Source organism: Polaromonas sp. P4_H1, from assembly GCF_056400945.1.
On the sequence record NZ_JBFUKG010000003.1, the window covers coordinates 77136 to 89834 of the forward strand.

Sequence of the window (12699 nt, forward strand, 5' to 3'; positions counted from 1 at the left end):
GGCGCTCATTCCGTGGAGATTTTTCGGCTGCGAATGATCTGGGCGTAGCGCCGCCTGTCTTCTGCGATCAGCTGGGTGAATTCCTGCGGGGTGGTCGCGCGCGGCACGCCGCCCAGCGACACGAAGCGCGCCTTGACCGCTTCGTCCGCCAGGATGCTGCGAACGTCGGCCGCGATCTTGTCCACGATGGCCGGTGGCGTGCCGGCGGGGGCCAGCAAGCCCAGCCACGAGATGGCATTGAAGCCGGGGAGCACGGTTTCCGACAGCGTGGGCACGTCGGACAGCGCCGACACGCGCTTGTCAGCGGTCACGGCCAGGGCGCGCAGCTTGCCGGCCTTGATATGCGCGGACGCTTCCAGCACCGTCATGAAGGACAACTGCACATGGCCGGCGAGCAGATCGGCGATGGCCGGACCGCCGCCCCGGTAAGGCACATGCAGGATGAAGCAGCCGGTCTGCTCCTTGAACATCTCGGCCACCAGGTGCGGTGCCCCGCCGGCCCCCGCGCTGCTGTAGCTGAGCTGCCCCGGCCGGGACTTGGCCAGGGTGATGAATTCGGCGGCCGTGTTCGCCGGGACGGCCGGGTTGACCATCATGGCCAGCGGCAGCTCGGCCAGCAGCGAGATGGGCGCAAACGCCGTGTCCGGGTTGTAGGGCATCTTGGGATACAGCGATGGATTGATCGCCTGCGTGCCAATGTTGCCCAGCAGCAGGGTGTAGCCGTCCGGCTTGGCCTTGGCGACCAGGTCTGCGCCGATCTGCCCCGCTGCGCCGCCCTTGTTCTCGATGACGACGGTTTGCCCCCAGCGCCTGCCCAGTTGCTCGGCGATGATGCGCGCGCCCGTGTCGGTGCCGCCGCCGGGCGGGAAAGGCACCACCAGCGTCACCAGCCGGGAAGGGTAGGCCTGCGCGAAGGCGGGCGCGGCCACCATCAGGCCGAGGGCGATGGCCAGGCTGAGCGGGAAGTATCGGCTGAACCGGGGGAAATGCATGGATTTGTCTCCTGGGTGTTCTGTGGTGTTCTTTTTTTTTGCCAGCTCAGGTGGTCAGGCTCATCGCCGGGCGCTCGCCGGCCAGGGCCTGCGCGATGCTGGCCAGCACCATCTCGCCCATGGCGGTCCGGGTCTCCCAGGTGGCACTGGCGCGGTGCGCCTGCAGGGTCACGCTGTCGGACTGGCGCAGCGCCAGGGGAACGCGGGGTTCGTCAACGAACACGTCCAGGCCCGCACCGGCGATGCGGCCGGCCGCCAGCGCCTCTGTCAGGTCGGCCTCATTGACCAGGCGGCCGCGGGCGACGTTGACCAGGAAGCCGCGTGGGCCGAGCGCTTCGAGCACGGCCGCGTCGACGATGCCTTCGGCGGTGTCTGCCGCCGCGCACAGCACCAACGCGTCGGAGTCATACGCGAGGTCCACCAGGTTAGTCACAAACCGGTGCGCTATGTCGTCCATGGGGCGCAGGTCGGTATAGCTGATCGGGCAGCCAAAGGCCGCCGCCCGAACCGCGACGGCGCGGCCAACCCGACCCATACCGACGATACCAACGCGCATACCGCTGAACCGGCGAGCAAGAGGGATGGCGCTGGGCTGGGGGCGAAGTTCCCACTGGCCGTCGCGCACGAAGCGGTCGCCGGCACACAGGTTTCGGCAGGCAGCGATCAGCAAGCCAATGGCCAGATCGGCGACGTCTTCGGTCAGCGCACCCAGGGTTGCGGTGACGGGCAGGCCACGGCCTCGGCAGTAGGCCAGATCCACCGCATCGGTGCCGACGCCATTGACGGCCACCACCTTGAGGCCAGGCAACTGCTCCAGCATCGCTTGCGAAATGCCGGTGTGCCCGCCGGTGATCACGGCGGCGATGGATGCGCCATGTTCACGCAGCCAGGCCTGCTGGTCCGTCACCTCGAAGAATTTGTGGACGGTGTAGAGCGATGCGAGCTTGTCGTTGATCGCAGGGATCAGGATGGGATTGAGCTGGAGGAGCTGAGGTTTCATGTCAATTCATTCAAGTGGGGGCAGACGAGGCCCATGTGTTCAAGGTGCTTTTTCAAAGATGTGGGCATGTTAGTAAATGATTGATAAATTGGTCAATATTGATGTATAAAATCAATATATATAAATTTCTTAAGCTCGACCATGGCTTCCTGGATTTCGATGAATGAGGCGTGCCACCTACTTGGTGTGCGACCTCAAACGGTTTACGCCTACGTGAGCCGCGGCAAGCTGGAGGTCATGCCCGATCCGGCCGATACGCGCCGTAGCCTTTACCGCGCCGAGGATGTTGCCGGCCTGGCCAAACGCAAACAGGCCGGCCGCAAACATGAAACCCTGGCCGCCAACACGCTCTTCGGCTCGGAGCCCAGCATCCCTACGGCCCTGTGCGCGTTCTTTCGCGGGCGCCCGTATTACCGGGGCCAGGATGCGGTGAACCTGGCCCGGTCGGCCAACCTGGAAGACGTGGCTCAACTGTTGTGGGCCGCCGAGCTACCCCTCGACTTTTCGTCCTCTGCGGCATCTGCGCAGATGCACTCGGGCCCGCCTGGGCGAGTCGCTGCTTTCACGGCCTTGGCCAGTTTGGCCGCCACCGGGCATTCGACCCGTGGACGTTTGACCCGGGTGCTGCACAGCGAGGGCCAGAGTCTGGTGGGTCAGCTGGCCAATGCGTTCGGTGCCCGGCACGGGAGCCAACCGCTGCATCTGCGCTTTGCGCAAGCGTGGAAGCAATCGACGCAGGTGGCCGATTTGTTGCGAACGGCCATGGTCTTGCTGGTCGACCACGAGTTGACAAGTTCAGCGTTTGTCGCACGCATTGCGGCCTCGACAGGTGCCTCGTTGCCGGCTTGCCTCCTGGCTGGATTGACCACCCTCTCGGGGCCCTTGCATGGCGATGCCTCAGGCCGAGTTCAGGCGCTGTTCAGCGAAGTGGAACGGCTAGGGGAGGACCAGGTGCTCGCCCACTACCTGTCGACCGGCCTGCCTCTGGCAGGTTTTGGCCACCACCTCTATCCCGACGGTGATCCGCGCGCAGCCACCTTGCTGGCGTTGTTCGAGCCCCCGGACGTGATCGCGCGCTTCATAGAAAAGGTGACCATGCTGACCGGTTTGCAGCCCAACATAGACGTAGCCTTGGCGGCCCTGGTTGCGCATCATCGACTGCCCGCCGATGCGGCCTTTGGCCTGTTCGCAACGGCGCGTAGCGTGGGACTGTTGGCGCACAGCCTGGAACAATTGGGCGTGGCGCAAGTGATCCGCCCACGGGGCCGCTATGTGGGCCAGATGCCTGACATGGCGCAGAGCGCCCGCAACTAGGGGTTCTGCGTGGTTCGAGCTTCTGGCGGATGGTTACGACCAAAAAGCGAGAACCCACGGTCAGCACCTTCGCGATCATGGCGATCATGGCGATCATGGCGATCAGTCGGATTGCGGCATCGTTCAGGTTCTGGGTGCCGGAGATGATACGTTGGGACTTTCGGTGTCGCACTGGGCAAGAAACAAATCGCGCCGAACGGGCCCTGAACGCAATGGCACCATCCACGACCTGCGCCATCTGACCTGGTTCTCGATTGACAACGACGACATGCGCGACCTCGACCAGCTAAGCGTGGCCGAGCCGCTGGCTGCTGGCTGCACGCGCCTGCGGGTGGCCGTGGCCGATGTCGATGCCATGGTGAGGCCCGGCGGCGCGGTGGATGGCCATGCGGCCGTCAACACCACGTCGGTGTACACGGTGGCCGGCGTGTTCCCGATGCTGCCGGAGGTCCTGTCCACCGACCTCACCTCGCTGCACGAAGGGCAGGAACGCCTGGCGATGGTGGCATTGCGCAGGTGGCGTCCACGCCCTACCCTGACAGTCGCAACCAACCCCCAATGAGGCGATACCCAGTTCCCATATTTTCTTGTATCCTCAATTTGGCTTTTAGCGGCTTTCTCTTCAATCAATCTGTGCTTATGAAGACAACAAATTAGGACAAAGTCATCATGCGTTCTGCCTGGTATTCAAAAAACGGTGTGGCCCGTGAGGTCCTGGTGGTTGGCGAACTGCCAACGCCGATGCCCGCACCGGGAGAAGTTCGCGTCAAACTTGCGACGTCGGGCGTCAACCCCTCGGATGTCAAGTCAAGGCTTGGCCGGCCGCTGGGCACCGAGCGCATCGTGCCGCACAGCGACGGCGCCGGCGTGATTGACATGGTGGGCGACGGTGTGTCGTCCAGCCGAGTTGGCGAACGCGTCTGGATCTGGAATGGGCAATGGCAGCGACCGATGGGCACCGCCGCTGAATACATTGCGCTGCCCGAGGCGCAGGCCGTGAGGCTGCCGGTCACGACGGATTTTGCGGCTGCCGCCTGCCTCGGCATCCCGGCGATGACCGCCTGTCAGGCGATCCACCTGCTGGGCGACATCTCCGGAAAAACCGTATTGGTGATCGGCGCGTCGTCTGCGGTTGGTCACTATGCTGCGCAGCTGGCAGTCATTGGCGGTGCGGAGGTGATAGGCACCGTCGGGTCGGTAGAGAAAGCAAAGCACGCGCTGGATGCCGGCGTCAAAGCGACGATCAACTACAAGACCGAGCCTGTCGCGCAGCGGGTGAAGGAGCTCACTGCCGGCCGCGGCGTGGACGCCATCGTCGACATGGATTTCTCGTCCACCCTACAGTTACTGCCCGACGGCGCGCTCGCGCCTCATGGCACGCTCGTTTGCTATGGCTCGAATGCGTATGGCGACGCGCCGGTTCCGTTTCGCACTTTGCTGTTCAGCTCGATCAGCTTGCGATTCTTTCTGGTCTATGACCTCACCCCGGTCGACCGGCAGATGGCGATCAAAAACCTGACCGACTTGCTGGCCAAGGGGCGGCTATTGCACACGGTAGGCGCCCGCTTTGCATTGGACGATATTGCTGGCGCGCACGAGGCCGTTGAAGGCGGGAAGGTGGTGGGCAACGTTGTCCTGGACTTGCCTTGACCGCCAGGCGGTTCAGGTTTGGTGACCAAAAATCCGGACCCCGTACCGCTTTTTTGAGCCCGATTTTCCGGCCCTGCTCAACTCACTTCACGTCACTTCACTTCACGAGTTCCAGGACCTCGGCCTTCTTCTTTTTGATCAGCATCACCAGGAACTTTGCGGGCTGGGTGGTGCTGGCGTTGCGGCCAACGGTGTGAATGTCGTTGGGGCCTTCATAAAAAGTCTGCCCAGGTGTCAACGTGACTTCTTTCCCGCCCTTGACCTGCATCACGATGGAGCCTTCGAGCACGTAGATAAAACCGTGTGCGCGGTGGCGGTGCACAGGGTCGGCAGCGCCGGGTGCGTAGTCCACGGTGATGACCAGGCCTTCCTTGCCGGGCAGGTCGGAAAGGTCTTTGGACATGAGCGGCGTGACGCTGACGCCCTCGATGCCGCTGGCCAAGGCTGGCTGGGCGAACAGCGCGCTTGTTGCCAGAAACAGGGGGATGCAGATTTTTTTCATGGATGACTCTTCAAGTTTGTTGGCGAGACCGGGCCCACGCGCATGCACGCGAGCCCGCTCCCGACGGGGGTGAATTGCAGATGCCGGTTGCGGCTCAAGGGATTCCGGTCACTCCAGCGGCTTGCCGGACGGCGGTTGCCGCATGCCCACCGCCATGCGGTTCCAGGCGTTGATCTGCGCGACAACCCAGGTGAGATCGACAATTTCCTGTTCACTGAACTGGCCCTGCAGCGCCGCGAAGGCGGTGTCGTGGTCGCCATGCTCGTCGGCGAGCCGGGTCATGGTTTCGGCCCAGGCCAATGCGGCGCGCTCGCGCTCGCTGTAAAAGCCGACTTCGCGCCAGGTCGAGAGGCTGTTGATGCGTAGCCAGGTTTCCCCGTGCTTGCGCAGATCGCGCACATGCATATCGACGCAAAAGGCGCAGCCGTTGATTTGCGACACACGGGTCTTCACCAGTTCGATGAGGGGCATGCCCATGGTTGAGGTGGCGGTTGCGGCTCCCACGCTGGCCATGGCCTGGTAGGCCTTGGGTGCGAGTTGGGTCCAGGGGAGTCGAGCTTCGGTCATGTGTTTCCTTCGGGTTTAAGTGACTCGGAATTGAGATGCACATACCTACAAGACGGCTGGCGGTGCCGTTTTGTGACAGAAGCTGCCCTGCTTATTGCAATTTCAGCAGCTTTTTTAAAACTTTTTCAGCGGTTCAGGGGTGAGTTCAGGGGTGGCAACTGATTGCGCGAGCTTGTCGAGGTGCGCTGGCCCCGACAACGCCGTCCCGGTCATCACCAGCGGGTACATTGCTACAAATCACCCACTGGCACCTTATGGACACCATCAATCTGCACCGAATCGCCGTCGAGGCGATGCGCTCCCGAGGTTTGCTGCCCGCCTTTGCGCCGCAGGCCTTGCAAGAGGCCGAAGCCGCGCGCCGGACGGGCCCTGAACGCAATGGCACCATCCACGACCTGCGCCATCTGACCTGGTTCTCGATTGACAACGACGACACGCGCGACCTCGACCAGCTGAGCGTGGCCGAGCCGCTGGCCGCTGGCAGCACGCGCCTGCGGGTGGCCGTGGCCGATGTCGATGCCATGGTGCGGCCCGGCGGCGCGGTGGATGGCCATGCGGCCGTCAACACCACCTCGGTGTACACGGCGGCGGGCGTGTTCCCGATGCTGCCGGAGGTCCTGTCTACCGACCTCACCTCGCTGCACGAAGGCCAGGAGCGCCTGGCGGTGGTGGTCGACATGCAGGTAGCGGCAGACGGCACGGTGTCCGAATCAAACATCTACCGGGCGGCGGTGCTCAATCGCGCCAAGCTCACCTACGACGCCGTCTCGGCGTGGCTCGACGATGTGGGGCCGCCACCGCCGCAGATCGCCAGCGTCCCGGGACTGGAGGACCAGGTGCGTTTGCACGACGCACTGGCCGGCCAGCTGCGGCAATGGCGCCAGACGCGCGGCGCGCTGAATGTCAACACGGTGTCCGCCCGCCCGGTGTTCAAGAACGGGCAACTGACGGACCTGCGCCCCGACGAGAAAAACCGCGCCAAGGACCTGATCGCCGACCTCATGATTGCGGCCAACGGCGCGACGGCCCGCTTTCTGGTCGACAAGGGCTTCCCCTCGCTGCGCCGCTTGCTGCAGGCGCCGCGCCGTTGGGACCGCATCGTCGCGCTGGCCTCTAGCCATGGGGTGCAGCTGCCCGCGGCGCCCGATGCTCTGGCGCTCGACCGCTTCCTGTGCACGCGACGCCTGGCCGACCCAGCCGGTTTCGCCGATCTGTCGCTGGCGGTGGTGAAGATGCTGGGCTCGGGCGAGTACGCGGCCGCACCCGCTACCACCGGTACAGCGGAGGCCAACGGATTGGGGCACTTCGGGCTCGCGGTGAACGACTACGCACATTCCACCGCGCCCAACCGGCGCTTTCCCGACCTGGTGACGCAGCGCCTGTTGAAGGCCTCCCTCGCGGGCGAGGCGCCGCCCTATTCGGCCGAACAGCTCACCGGGATCGCCCGGCATTGCACGCTGCAGGAAGACAACGCCAGCAAGGTCGAGCGCCAGGTGCTGAAGGCCGCAGGGGCCTGGCTGCTGCAGCGGCGCATTGGCGAGGTCTTCGACGCCATCGTCACCGGCGCCGCGGCCAAAGGTACCTACGTGCGCATTAGCAGCCCCATGCTGGAAGGCCGGGTGGTGCGCGGTTTTGAAGGGCTGGACGTGGGCGACACGGTGCGCGTCAGGCTGGTGGCGGTGGATGCAGAAAAAAGCTATATCGATTTCGAACACGCTTGAGCTCCGCACACGGCTCGATGAGCGGAATGTAACGCCCGGTGAACAAGCCCTTGCAGCGGGCACGGCCGGCGCCATCTAGTGTGGTGTTGCACGCTATCCGTCAAGCATGCAACACCAACCAGGCTGAACACGGCCCGCCGGGGCCGGTCATCGAGGAGTTGTCATGTTGAAACGCCTGACCCTGCTGTGGGCCGTGCTGCGCGGCGACGCGCGGCAGCTGTGGTTTGCGCTGCGCCACCCCGACGCACCGGGCTGGCTGAAGCTGGGCACCGCGCTGATAGTGCTGTACCTCTTCTCGCCCATTGATCTCATCCCGGATGTGCTGCCCGTGATTGGCGCGGTTGATGACCTGGTGCTGGTGCCGCTGGCGATCCGCTGGATGCTCAGGCGCCTGCCGCCGGATATTGCCCAGGCAGCGGCAAGGCGCCGCACCGGCTGACACCGGGCCGGTGTTCGGCTAAGCTGGGGGCTGAAACGCCCCCGCCGCGCCACTGATGCGTAGGGGTGGCGCCCTTATCCGTGCAGATCGTGAAGCCTTGACACCTCATCAAACCATGAACTACTGGCTAATGAAATCCGAACCCGAGGAATGCTCGGTGGACGATGCGCTGGTGGCCCCCAAGGCCACGATCCCCTGGGTCGGCGTGCGCAACTACCAGACGCGCAACTTCATGCGCGACGGGATGCGCGTCGGCGACGGCGTGCTGTTCTACCACTCGAGTTGTGCCGAACCCGGCATCGTCGGCATTGCGCAGGTGGCGTCCACGCCCTACCCTGACCCGACGCAGTTTGACCCGAAGTCGCCTTACTACGACGCCAAGTCAAAGCCAGAGGAGCCGCGCTGGCTGCTGGTGGATGTGCAGGTGCTGCACAAGACGCGCAACCTCACCCTGCCCGAGCTGCGCGCCAATGACGCCCTTGCAGACCTGGTGGTGCTGCGCAGGGGGAACCGCCTGTCGATCACGCCGGTTGAGCCGAAGCACTGGCGGGTCATCTGTAAACTGCTGGGCATCCCGTAGCGCTAAAAGCAAGCTGCGGATGACCTTTGCTTCGGTGGGTGCGGGGACGCGAAGACGCAGATGAATGATGCATTCCTGGCCAGCCCCTATATCTATATAAATACTAAATACACGTCGAAGACGCTACAACTTTAAGGAACATGAATCATGGGTGCACAGTGGAAAGCAAAAGGCAAGGCGCAGGCCGCCGATGCCCGGGGCAAGCTGTTCGGACGATTGGCCAAGGACATCATGGTCGCCGCGCGCGGCGGGGCCGACCCGGCCTCCAATTCGCGTCTGCGCCTGGTCGTGGAGCAGGCACGCAAGGTGTCCATGCCCAAGGACACGCTGGAGCGGGCCATCAAGAAAGGCGCGGGGCTCACGGGCGAGGCGGTGCATTTCGAGCACGTGATGTACGAAGGCTTTGCGCCGCATCAGGTGCCGGTGATGGTGGAATGCCTGACCGACAACGTCAAGCGCACCGCGCCTGAAATGCGTGTACTGTTTCGCAAGGGTCACCTGGGCGCTTCCGGCTCGGTGGCCTGGGATTTTGACCATGTGGGCATGATCGAGGCCGAGCCCGTGGTTGCGGGCAGCGACCCCGAAGTGGCGGCCATTGAAGCGGGCGCCGAGGACTTTGAGCCGGGCCACGAGGAGGGCACCACGCTGTTCCTGACCGCCCCCACCGATCTCGATCTGGTGAGCCGCGCCCTGCCCGCCCAGGGCTTCACGGTCATTTCCGCCAAGCTGGGCTACAAACCCAAGAACCCGATTGACCCCGCGAGCCTTGACCCCGCACACCTGGAAGAAGTCGAAGCCTTCCTGGCCGCCATCGACGCGAACGACGATGTGCAGAACGTGTTTGTGGGCCTGGCGGGCTAAGCTCTGAAGCTCGCTCCCCTTCCGGGGGAGGGTTGGGGTGGGGGCCAGCGGCGACCGAGTCAGCATGGTTGCCCGACGCCTACGCCGTGAGCCCCCATCCCGGCCTTCTCCCAGCGGGGGAAGGAGATGATCGGCACTGCACTAACGAGCGGGTGACCCCGCGGCGGATTGCTTGCCTTCCAGCAGCTTCACCAAGGCCCACAACACCCGGTTCGCCGGCGTGGCAACGCCCAGCGCCTCGCCGCGCTGCACGATCAGGCCATTGAGGTAGTCGATCTCGCCACGCCCCCCCGGTCACCGTCCGGAAGGTAGCTTTTCTTTGCCTCGTTCGTCCGCTAAGCTCAACTCCTTCCCAAAATGACCCACCAAGGCAAACCCCATGACAAGCTATTGGCTCATGAAATCCGAACCCGAGGAATGCTCGGTGGACGATGCGCTGGCTGCCCCCAAGGCCACAGTGCCCTGGGTCGGCGTACGCAACTACCAGGCGCGCAACTTCATGCGTGACGGGATGCGCGTGGGCGATGGCGTGCTGTTCTACCACTCCAGTTGTGCCGAGCCCGGCATCGTCGGCATTGCACAGGTAGCGTCCACGCCCTACCCTGACCCGACCCAGTTCGACCCGAAGTCGCCTTATTACGACGCTAAATCAAAGCCAGACGAACCACGCTGGCTGTTGGTGGATGTGCAGATGCTGCACAAGACCCGCAAACTCACCCTGCCCGAGCTGCGCGCGAATGACGCCCTTGAGGATCTGGTGGTGCTGCGCAAGGGCAACCGCTTGTCGATCACGCCAGTCGAGCCGCAGCACTGGCGGGTTATTTCAGAACTGTTGGACGGCTCAGCACGTTGAAGCGACTAACGGAGACTTCTCCAATCAGCCTGCTTGGTCAGCCAAAGAAGCCTGCTTGCGAATACGCACGTTCTGCCAACGCCTTCGCCAGCATATCAGCCGGATTCACCAGGCGCACCTCCGGGTAGCCTGGGACGGATTGCAACGCCAGGGGGATTTCCGTGCAGGCGAGGACAAGGGTCTTGACACCATGCCGAAGCGCCAGGTGCCCGGCGACCTCTTCGAAACAGGCCCGCGCCAAGGGAAGGTCACCTCCCTTGACGCCTTGAACGATTCCTCGCATGACCAGCGCCTGCTCTTCAGCGGTCGGTACGTAATGGCGAATTCCCGCGCGACCAAGAGAGGCCTCGTACAAGCCGAGGCGGTGCGTTCCCACCGTGGCCATCAGCCCGACAGCGGTTACCCCCTCGATAGCCAGTTGCCGGGTCGTTTCCCTGACGATGTGCAACAGTTCAATGTCGGGACAGCGAGCCTGCAGTTCCTCATGCCAGGCATGTGCGGTGTTGCAGGCCACCGCGACGGACCTGGCCCCTAACGCCGATAGTTGCCGCAGGGCCTTGAGCATTCCTGGCAGCGGCGTTTCTTTTTCTCCCAAGAGGGCTTCAGTGCGGTCTGGCAGGGGGACTTGGGCCAGCCAGTGTTCGGGGAACGCCTGGTCGGTGACGGGCTCGCCCCGCGCGACCAGAACAACTTCACAGGCATTGACGAAGAGTCTTGAAAAGTCACTGCCGGCCGCCGGACCCATGCCCCCCAGAATGCCAACAACATGCGGCGCGGTCATGGCAAAGCACCCTGCTTGCGGAGCACCGTGCCTGCATCCACGCAGACGGTGAGGCCATCGCGACAGGCGAGGCGGCCATTGACAAAAACTGCATCGATCCCCGAACTTACTTCGGTGGGATGCTCGTAACTGGCGTTGGCGCTCACACGGTGCTCATCGAAGATAACGATGTCCGCGTGATTTCCCACTGCCAGGGTTCCCCGGCCGGCGAGGCCGAAACGCCGTGCGGTGAGTCCCGTCATTTTGTAGATGGCGGCCTCAAGCGGGAACAGCTTTCTCTCGCGCACGTAGTGTCCCAGCACCCGGGGAAAGGTCCCCCACAAGCGCGGATGCGGCCGCACGTCATGTGCCAGGCCGTCCGAGCCGATCATCGCCATCGGGTGGCTCAGGATACGGCTGACGTCTTCCTCACTCATTGCGAAGTAGATGGCTCCGGCCGGCTGCAATGCTTGCGCCACCTCTTCTGCGGATTGATTTCTCTCGCGCGCAAGATCTTTCAGGGAGCGTCCTGCAACGCCAGGCTCAGGCTGGGACCACGTCACAAGCACATCGCTCGACTGTTTCACACGGGACGACAGCAGCATGGTGGACGAAGCGTTGTAGGGGTAGCAGTCAAAGCACACCGACTGCCCTTGCGCCGCTTGCTCCAGCATGGCCAATGTCTGCACGGACCGGCCGTGGTTGGCTGTGCCGACCAGTTTGTGATGGGAAATCACGGTGCCCACACCCAGTTCCCGGCCTATGTGCAGTGCCTCGCGCAGCGCCTCGTCGATGGCATCGCCTTCGTCGCGGATGTGCATGGTCACGATGCCCCCGGCTGCCTTGAGCTGCGCGCCTACGGCCATCACTTCTTCGGCCGTCGCGGCTTTTGCCGGTGGGTAGTACAAACCCGTCGACAGCCCGATAGCCCCTGCAGCCAGTGCGGCAGTGAGCTCGGCCGCCATGCCCGCCGATTCCGCAGGCGTCGCTGCCCTTTCAAGGTCCGCCACATACTTGACCCGTAGCGTGGAATGGCCGACGAGGCAGGCGACGTTGACGGCCAGACTGGACTGGGCCAGCGCATCCAGATATGCCGAAAAACTCCGGTATACCCAGCCGTCCGTTCCCAGGATGTCCAGCGGCGGTGGCGGATTTTCAGTCTCCAGCGGGGCAAGGCTGACCCCACAATTACCGGACACAACCGTCGTCACGCCCTGTGACAGCTTGGGGTGGGGGCCCACCGTGGGCATGAGCAGCAAGCGGTCATCATGGGTATGCGCATCGATAAAGCCCGGCGCGACAATCCGCCCGTGTGCGCTTACCCGTTCGCTCGCCGGCACAGACGACAGGTCGCCGATGGAGACGATTTTTCCCTGGGACACACCCAGGTCGGCACGCACCCGGGCCGCCCCAGTCCCGTCAATGACCTCGCCGCCTTCAATGATGAAATCGAACATACG

General features: G+C 63.9%; 14 protein-coding genes and 1 pseudogene. 8 read left to right on the plus strand and 7 right to left on the minus strand.

Annotation, left to right across the window (positions count from 1 at the left end; genetic code table 11):
- Positions 1-5: 5 nt before the first annotated feature.
- Positions 6-992 (minus strand): Bug family tripartite tricarboxylate transporter substrate binding protein, encoded by a 987-nt coding sequence (locus AC1DS5_RS05760; protein WP_477717301.1) that lies wholly within the window; start codon positions 990-992, stop codon positions 6-8.
- A 46-nt stretch (positions 993-1038) separates the two neighbouring features.
- Entirely contained in the window at positions 1039-1992 is a 954-nt protein-coding gene (locus tag AC1DS5_RS05765; RefSeq protein WP_477717302.1) for a 2-hydroxyacid dehydrogenase, read from the minus strand.
- A 141-nt stretch (positions 1993-2133) separates the two neighbouring features.
- Between AC1DS5_RS05765 and AC1DS5_RS05770 the strand changes: the two genes are divergently transcribed.
- The 3 genes from AC1DS5_RS05770 to AC1DS5_RS05780 all read left to right on the plus strand — a co-directional run bounded on the left by AC1DS5_RS05770 (position 2134) and on the right by AC1DS5_RS05780 (position 4956).
- The gene (locus AC1DS5_RS05770; RefSeq protein ID WP_477717303.1) at positions 2134-3306 is read left to right on the plus strand and encodes a citrate synthase; all 1173 of its coding nucleotides are present in this window, start codon (positions 2134-2136) and stop codon (positions 3304-3306) included.
- 151 nt (positions 3307-3457) lie between these two features.
- Entirely contained in the window at positions 3458-3868 is a 411-nt protein-coding gene (locus AC1DS5_RS05775; RefSeq protein ID WP_477717304.1) for a ribonuclease catalytic domain-containing protein, read from the plus strand.
- 107 nt (positions 3869-3975) lie between these two features.
- Positions 3976-4956, plus strand: coding sequence for an NADPH:quinone reductase (locus AC1DS5_RS05780; RefSeq protein ID WP_477717305.1), 981 nt, complete (start codon positions 3976-3978; stop codon positions 4954-4956).
- 97 nt (positions 4957-5053) lie between these two features.
- Here the strand turns inward: AC1DS5_RS05780 and AC1DS5_RS05785 are convergent, their stop codons facing one another.
- Together AC1DS5_RS05785 and AC1DS5_RS05790 are read right to left on the minus strand one after the other, a co-directional pair.
- Positions 5054-5458, minus strand: coding sequence for a cupin domain-containing protein (locus AC1DS5_RS05785; protein ID WP_477717306.1), 405 nt, complete (start codon positions 5456-5458; stop codon positions 5054-5056).
- Between the two features lie 108 nt (positions 5459-5566).
- Positions 5567-6025, minus strand: a complete 459-nt coding sequence (locus AC1DS5_RS05790) for a carboxymuconolactone decarboxylase family protein (RefSeq protein WP_477717307.1) — start codon at positions 6023-6025, stop codon at positions 5567-5569.
- 254 nt (positions 6026-6279) lie between these two features.
- Between AC1DS5_RS05790 and AC1DS5_RS05795 the strand changes: the two genes are divergently transcribed.
- From AC1DS5_RS05795 to AC1DS5_RS05810, 4 genes are all read left to right on the plus strand, one after another.
- A complete protein-coding gene (locus tag AC1DS5_RS05795; protein WP_477717308.1) occupies positions 6280-7746 on the plus strand; it encodes an RNB domain-containing ribonuclease in 1467 nt (488 codons plus the stop codon).
- Between the two features lie 163 nt (positions 7747-7909).
- Positions 7910-8185, plus strand: a complete 276-nt coding sequence (locus AC1DS5_RS05800) for a YkvA family protein (protein ID WP_477717309.1) — start codon at positions 7910-7912, stop codon at positions 8183-8185.
- A gap of 115 nt (positions 8186-8300) precedes the next feature.
- Entirely contained in the window at positions 8301-8765 is a 465-nt protein-coding gene (locus AC1DS5_RS05805; protein ID WP_477717310.1) for an EVE domain-containing protein, read from the plus strand.
- A gap of 147 nt (positions 8766-8912) precedes the next feature.
- On the plus strand, positions 8913-9626 hold the full coding sequence (locus tag AC1DS5_RS05810) for a YebC/PmpR family DNA-binding transcriptional regulator (RefSeq protein ID WP_011483840.1): 714 nt from the start codon (positions 8913-8915) through the stop codon (positions 9624-9626).
- Positions 9627-9767: 141 nt separating this feature from the next.
- Here AC1DS5_RS05810 and AC1DS5_RS05815 read toward each other — a convergent pair.
- Positions 9768-9917 (minus strand): annotated as a pseudogene (locus tag AC1DS5_RS05815) (ketopantoate reductase family protein); the annotation flags it as partial.
- Between the two features lie 88 nt (positions 9918-10005).
- Between AC1DS5_RS05815 and AC1DS5_RS05820 the strand changes: the two are divergent.
- A complete protein-coding gene (locus tag AC1DS5_RS05820; protein WP_477717311.1) occupies positions 10006-10479 on the plus strand; it encodes an EVE domain-containing protein in 474 nt (157 codons plus the stop codon).
- A 37-nt stretch (positions 10480-10516) separates the two neighbouring features.
- Here AC1DS5_RS05820 and AC1DS5_RS05825 read toward each other — a convergent pair whose 3' ends face one another.
- Both AC1DS5_RS05825 and AC1DS5_RS05830 read right to left on the minus strand, forming a co-directional pair.
- Positions 10517-11260 (minus strand): aspartate/glutamate racemase family protein, encoded by a 744-nt coding sequence (locus tag AC1DS5_RS05825; RefSeq protein WP_477717312.1) that lies wholly within the window; start codon positions 11258-11260, stop codon positions 10517-10519.
- The gene (locus tag AC1DS5_RS05830; RefSeq protein ID WP_477717313.1) at positions 11257-12696 is read right to left on the minus strand and encodes an N-acyl-D-amino-acid deacylase family protein; all 1440 of its coding nucleotides are present in this window, start codon (positions 12694-12696) and stop codon (positions 11257-11259) included. Before AC1DS5_RS05830 ends, AC1DS5_RS05825 begins: the two co-directional genes overlap by 4 nt.
- Positions 12697-12699 lie beyond the last annotated feature (3 nt).

Excerpts from the sequence above, each read along its gene's own strand:
- AC1DS5_RS05760 (WP_477717301.1), bottom strand. The coding sequence starts at position 992 with ATGCATTTCCCCCGGTTCAGCCGATACTTCCCGCTCAGCCTGGCCATC.
- AC1DS5_RS05765 (WP_477717302.1), bottom strand. The coding sequence starts at position 1,992 with ATGAAACCTCAGCTCCTCCAGCTCAATCCCATCCTGATCCCTGCGATC.
- AC1DS5_RS05770 (WP_477717303.1), top strand. The coding sequence starts at position 2,134 with ATGGCTTCCTGGATTTCGATGAATGAGGCGTGCCACCTACTTGGTGTG.
- AC1DS5_RS05780 (WP_477717305.1), top strand. The coding sequence starts at position 3,976 with ATGCGTTCTGCCTGGTATTCAAAAAACGGTGTGGCCCGTGAGGTCCTG.
- AC1DS5_RS05785 (WP_477717306.1), bottom strand. The coding sequence starts at position 5,458 with ATGAAAAAAATCTGCATCCCCCTGTTTCTGGCAACAAGCGCGCTGTTC.
- AC1DS5_RS05790 (WP_477717307.1), bottom strand. The coding sequence starts at position 6,025 with ATGACCGAAGCTCGACTCCCCTGGACCCAACTCGCACCCAAGGCCTAC.
- AC1DS5_RS05795 (WP_477717308.1), top strand. The coding sequence starts at position 6,280 with ATGGACACCATCAATCTGCACCGAATCGCCGTCGAGGCGATGCGCTCC.
- AC1DS5_RS05800 (WP_477717309.1), top strand. The coding sequence starts at position 7,910 with ATGTTGAAACGCCTGACCCTGCTGTGGGCCGTGCTGCGCGGCGACGCG.
- AC1DS5_RS05805 (WP_477717310.1), top strand. The coding sequence starts at position 8,301 with ATGAACTACTGGCTAATGAAATCCGAACCCGAGGAATGCTCGGTGGAC.
- AC1DS5_RS05810 (WP_011483840.1), top strand. The coding sequence starts at position 8,913 with ATGGGTGCACAGTGGAAAGCAAAAGGCAAGGCGCAGGCCGCCGATGCC.
- AC1DS5_RS05820 (WP_477717311.1), top strand. The coding sequence starts at position 10,006 with ATGACAAGCTATTGGCTCATGAAATCCGAACCCGAGGAATGCTCGGTG.
- AC1DS5_RS05825 (WP_477717312.1), bottom strand. The coding sequence starts at position 11,260 with ATGACCGCGCCGCATGTTGTTGGCATTCTGGGGGGCATGGGTCCGGCG.
- AC1DS5_RS05830 (WP_477717313.1), bottom strand. The coding sequence starts at position 12,696 with ATGTTCGATTTCATCATTGAAGGCGGCGAGGTCATTGACGGGACTGGG.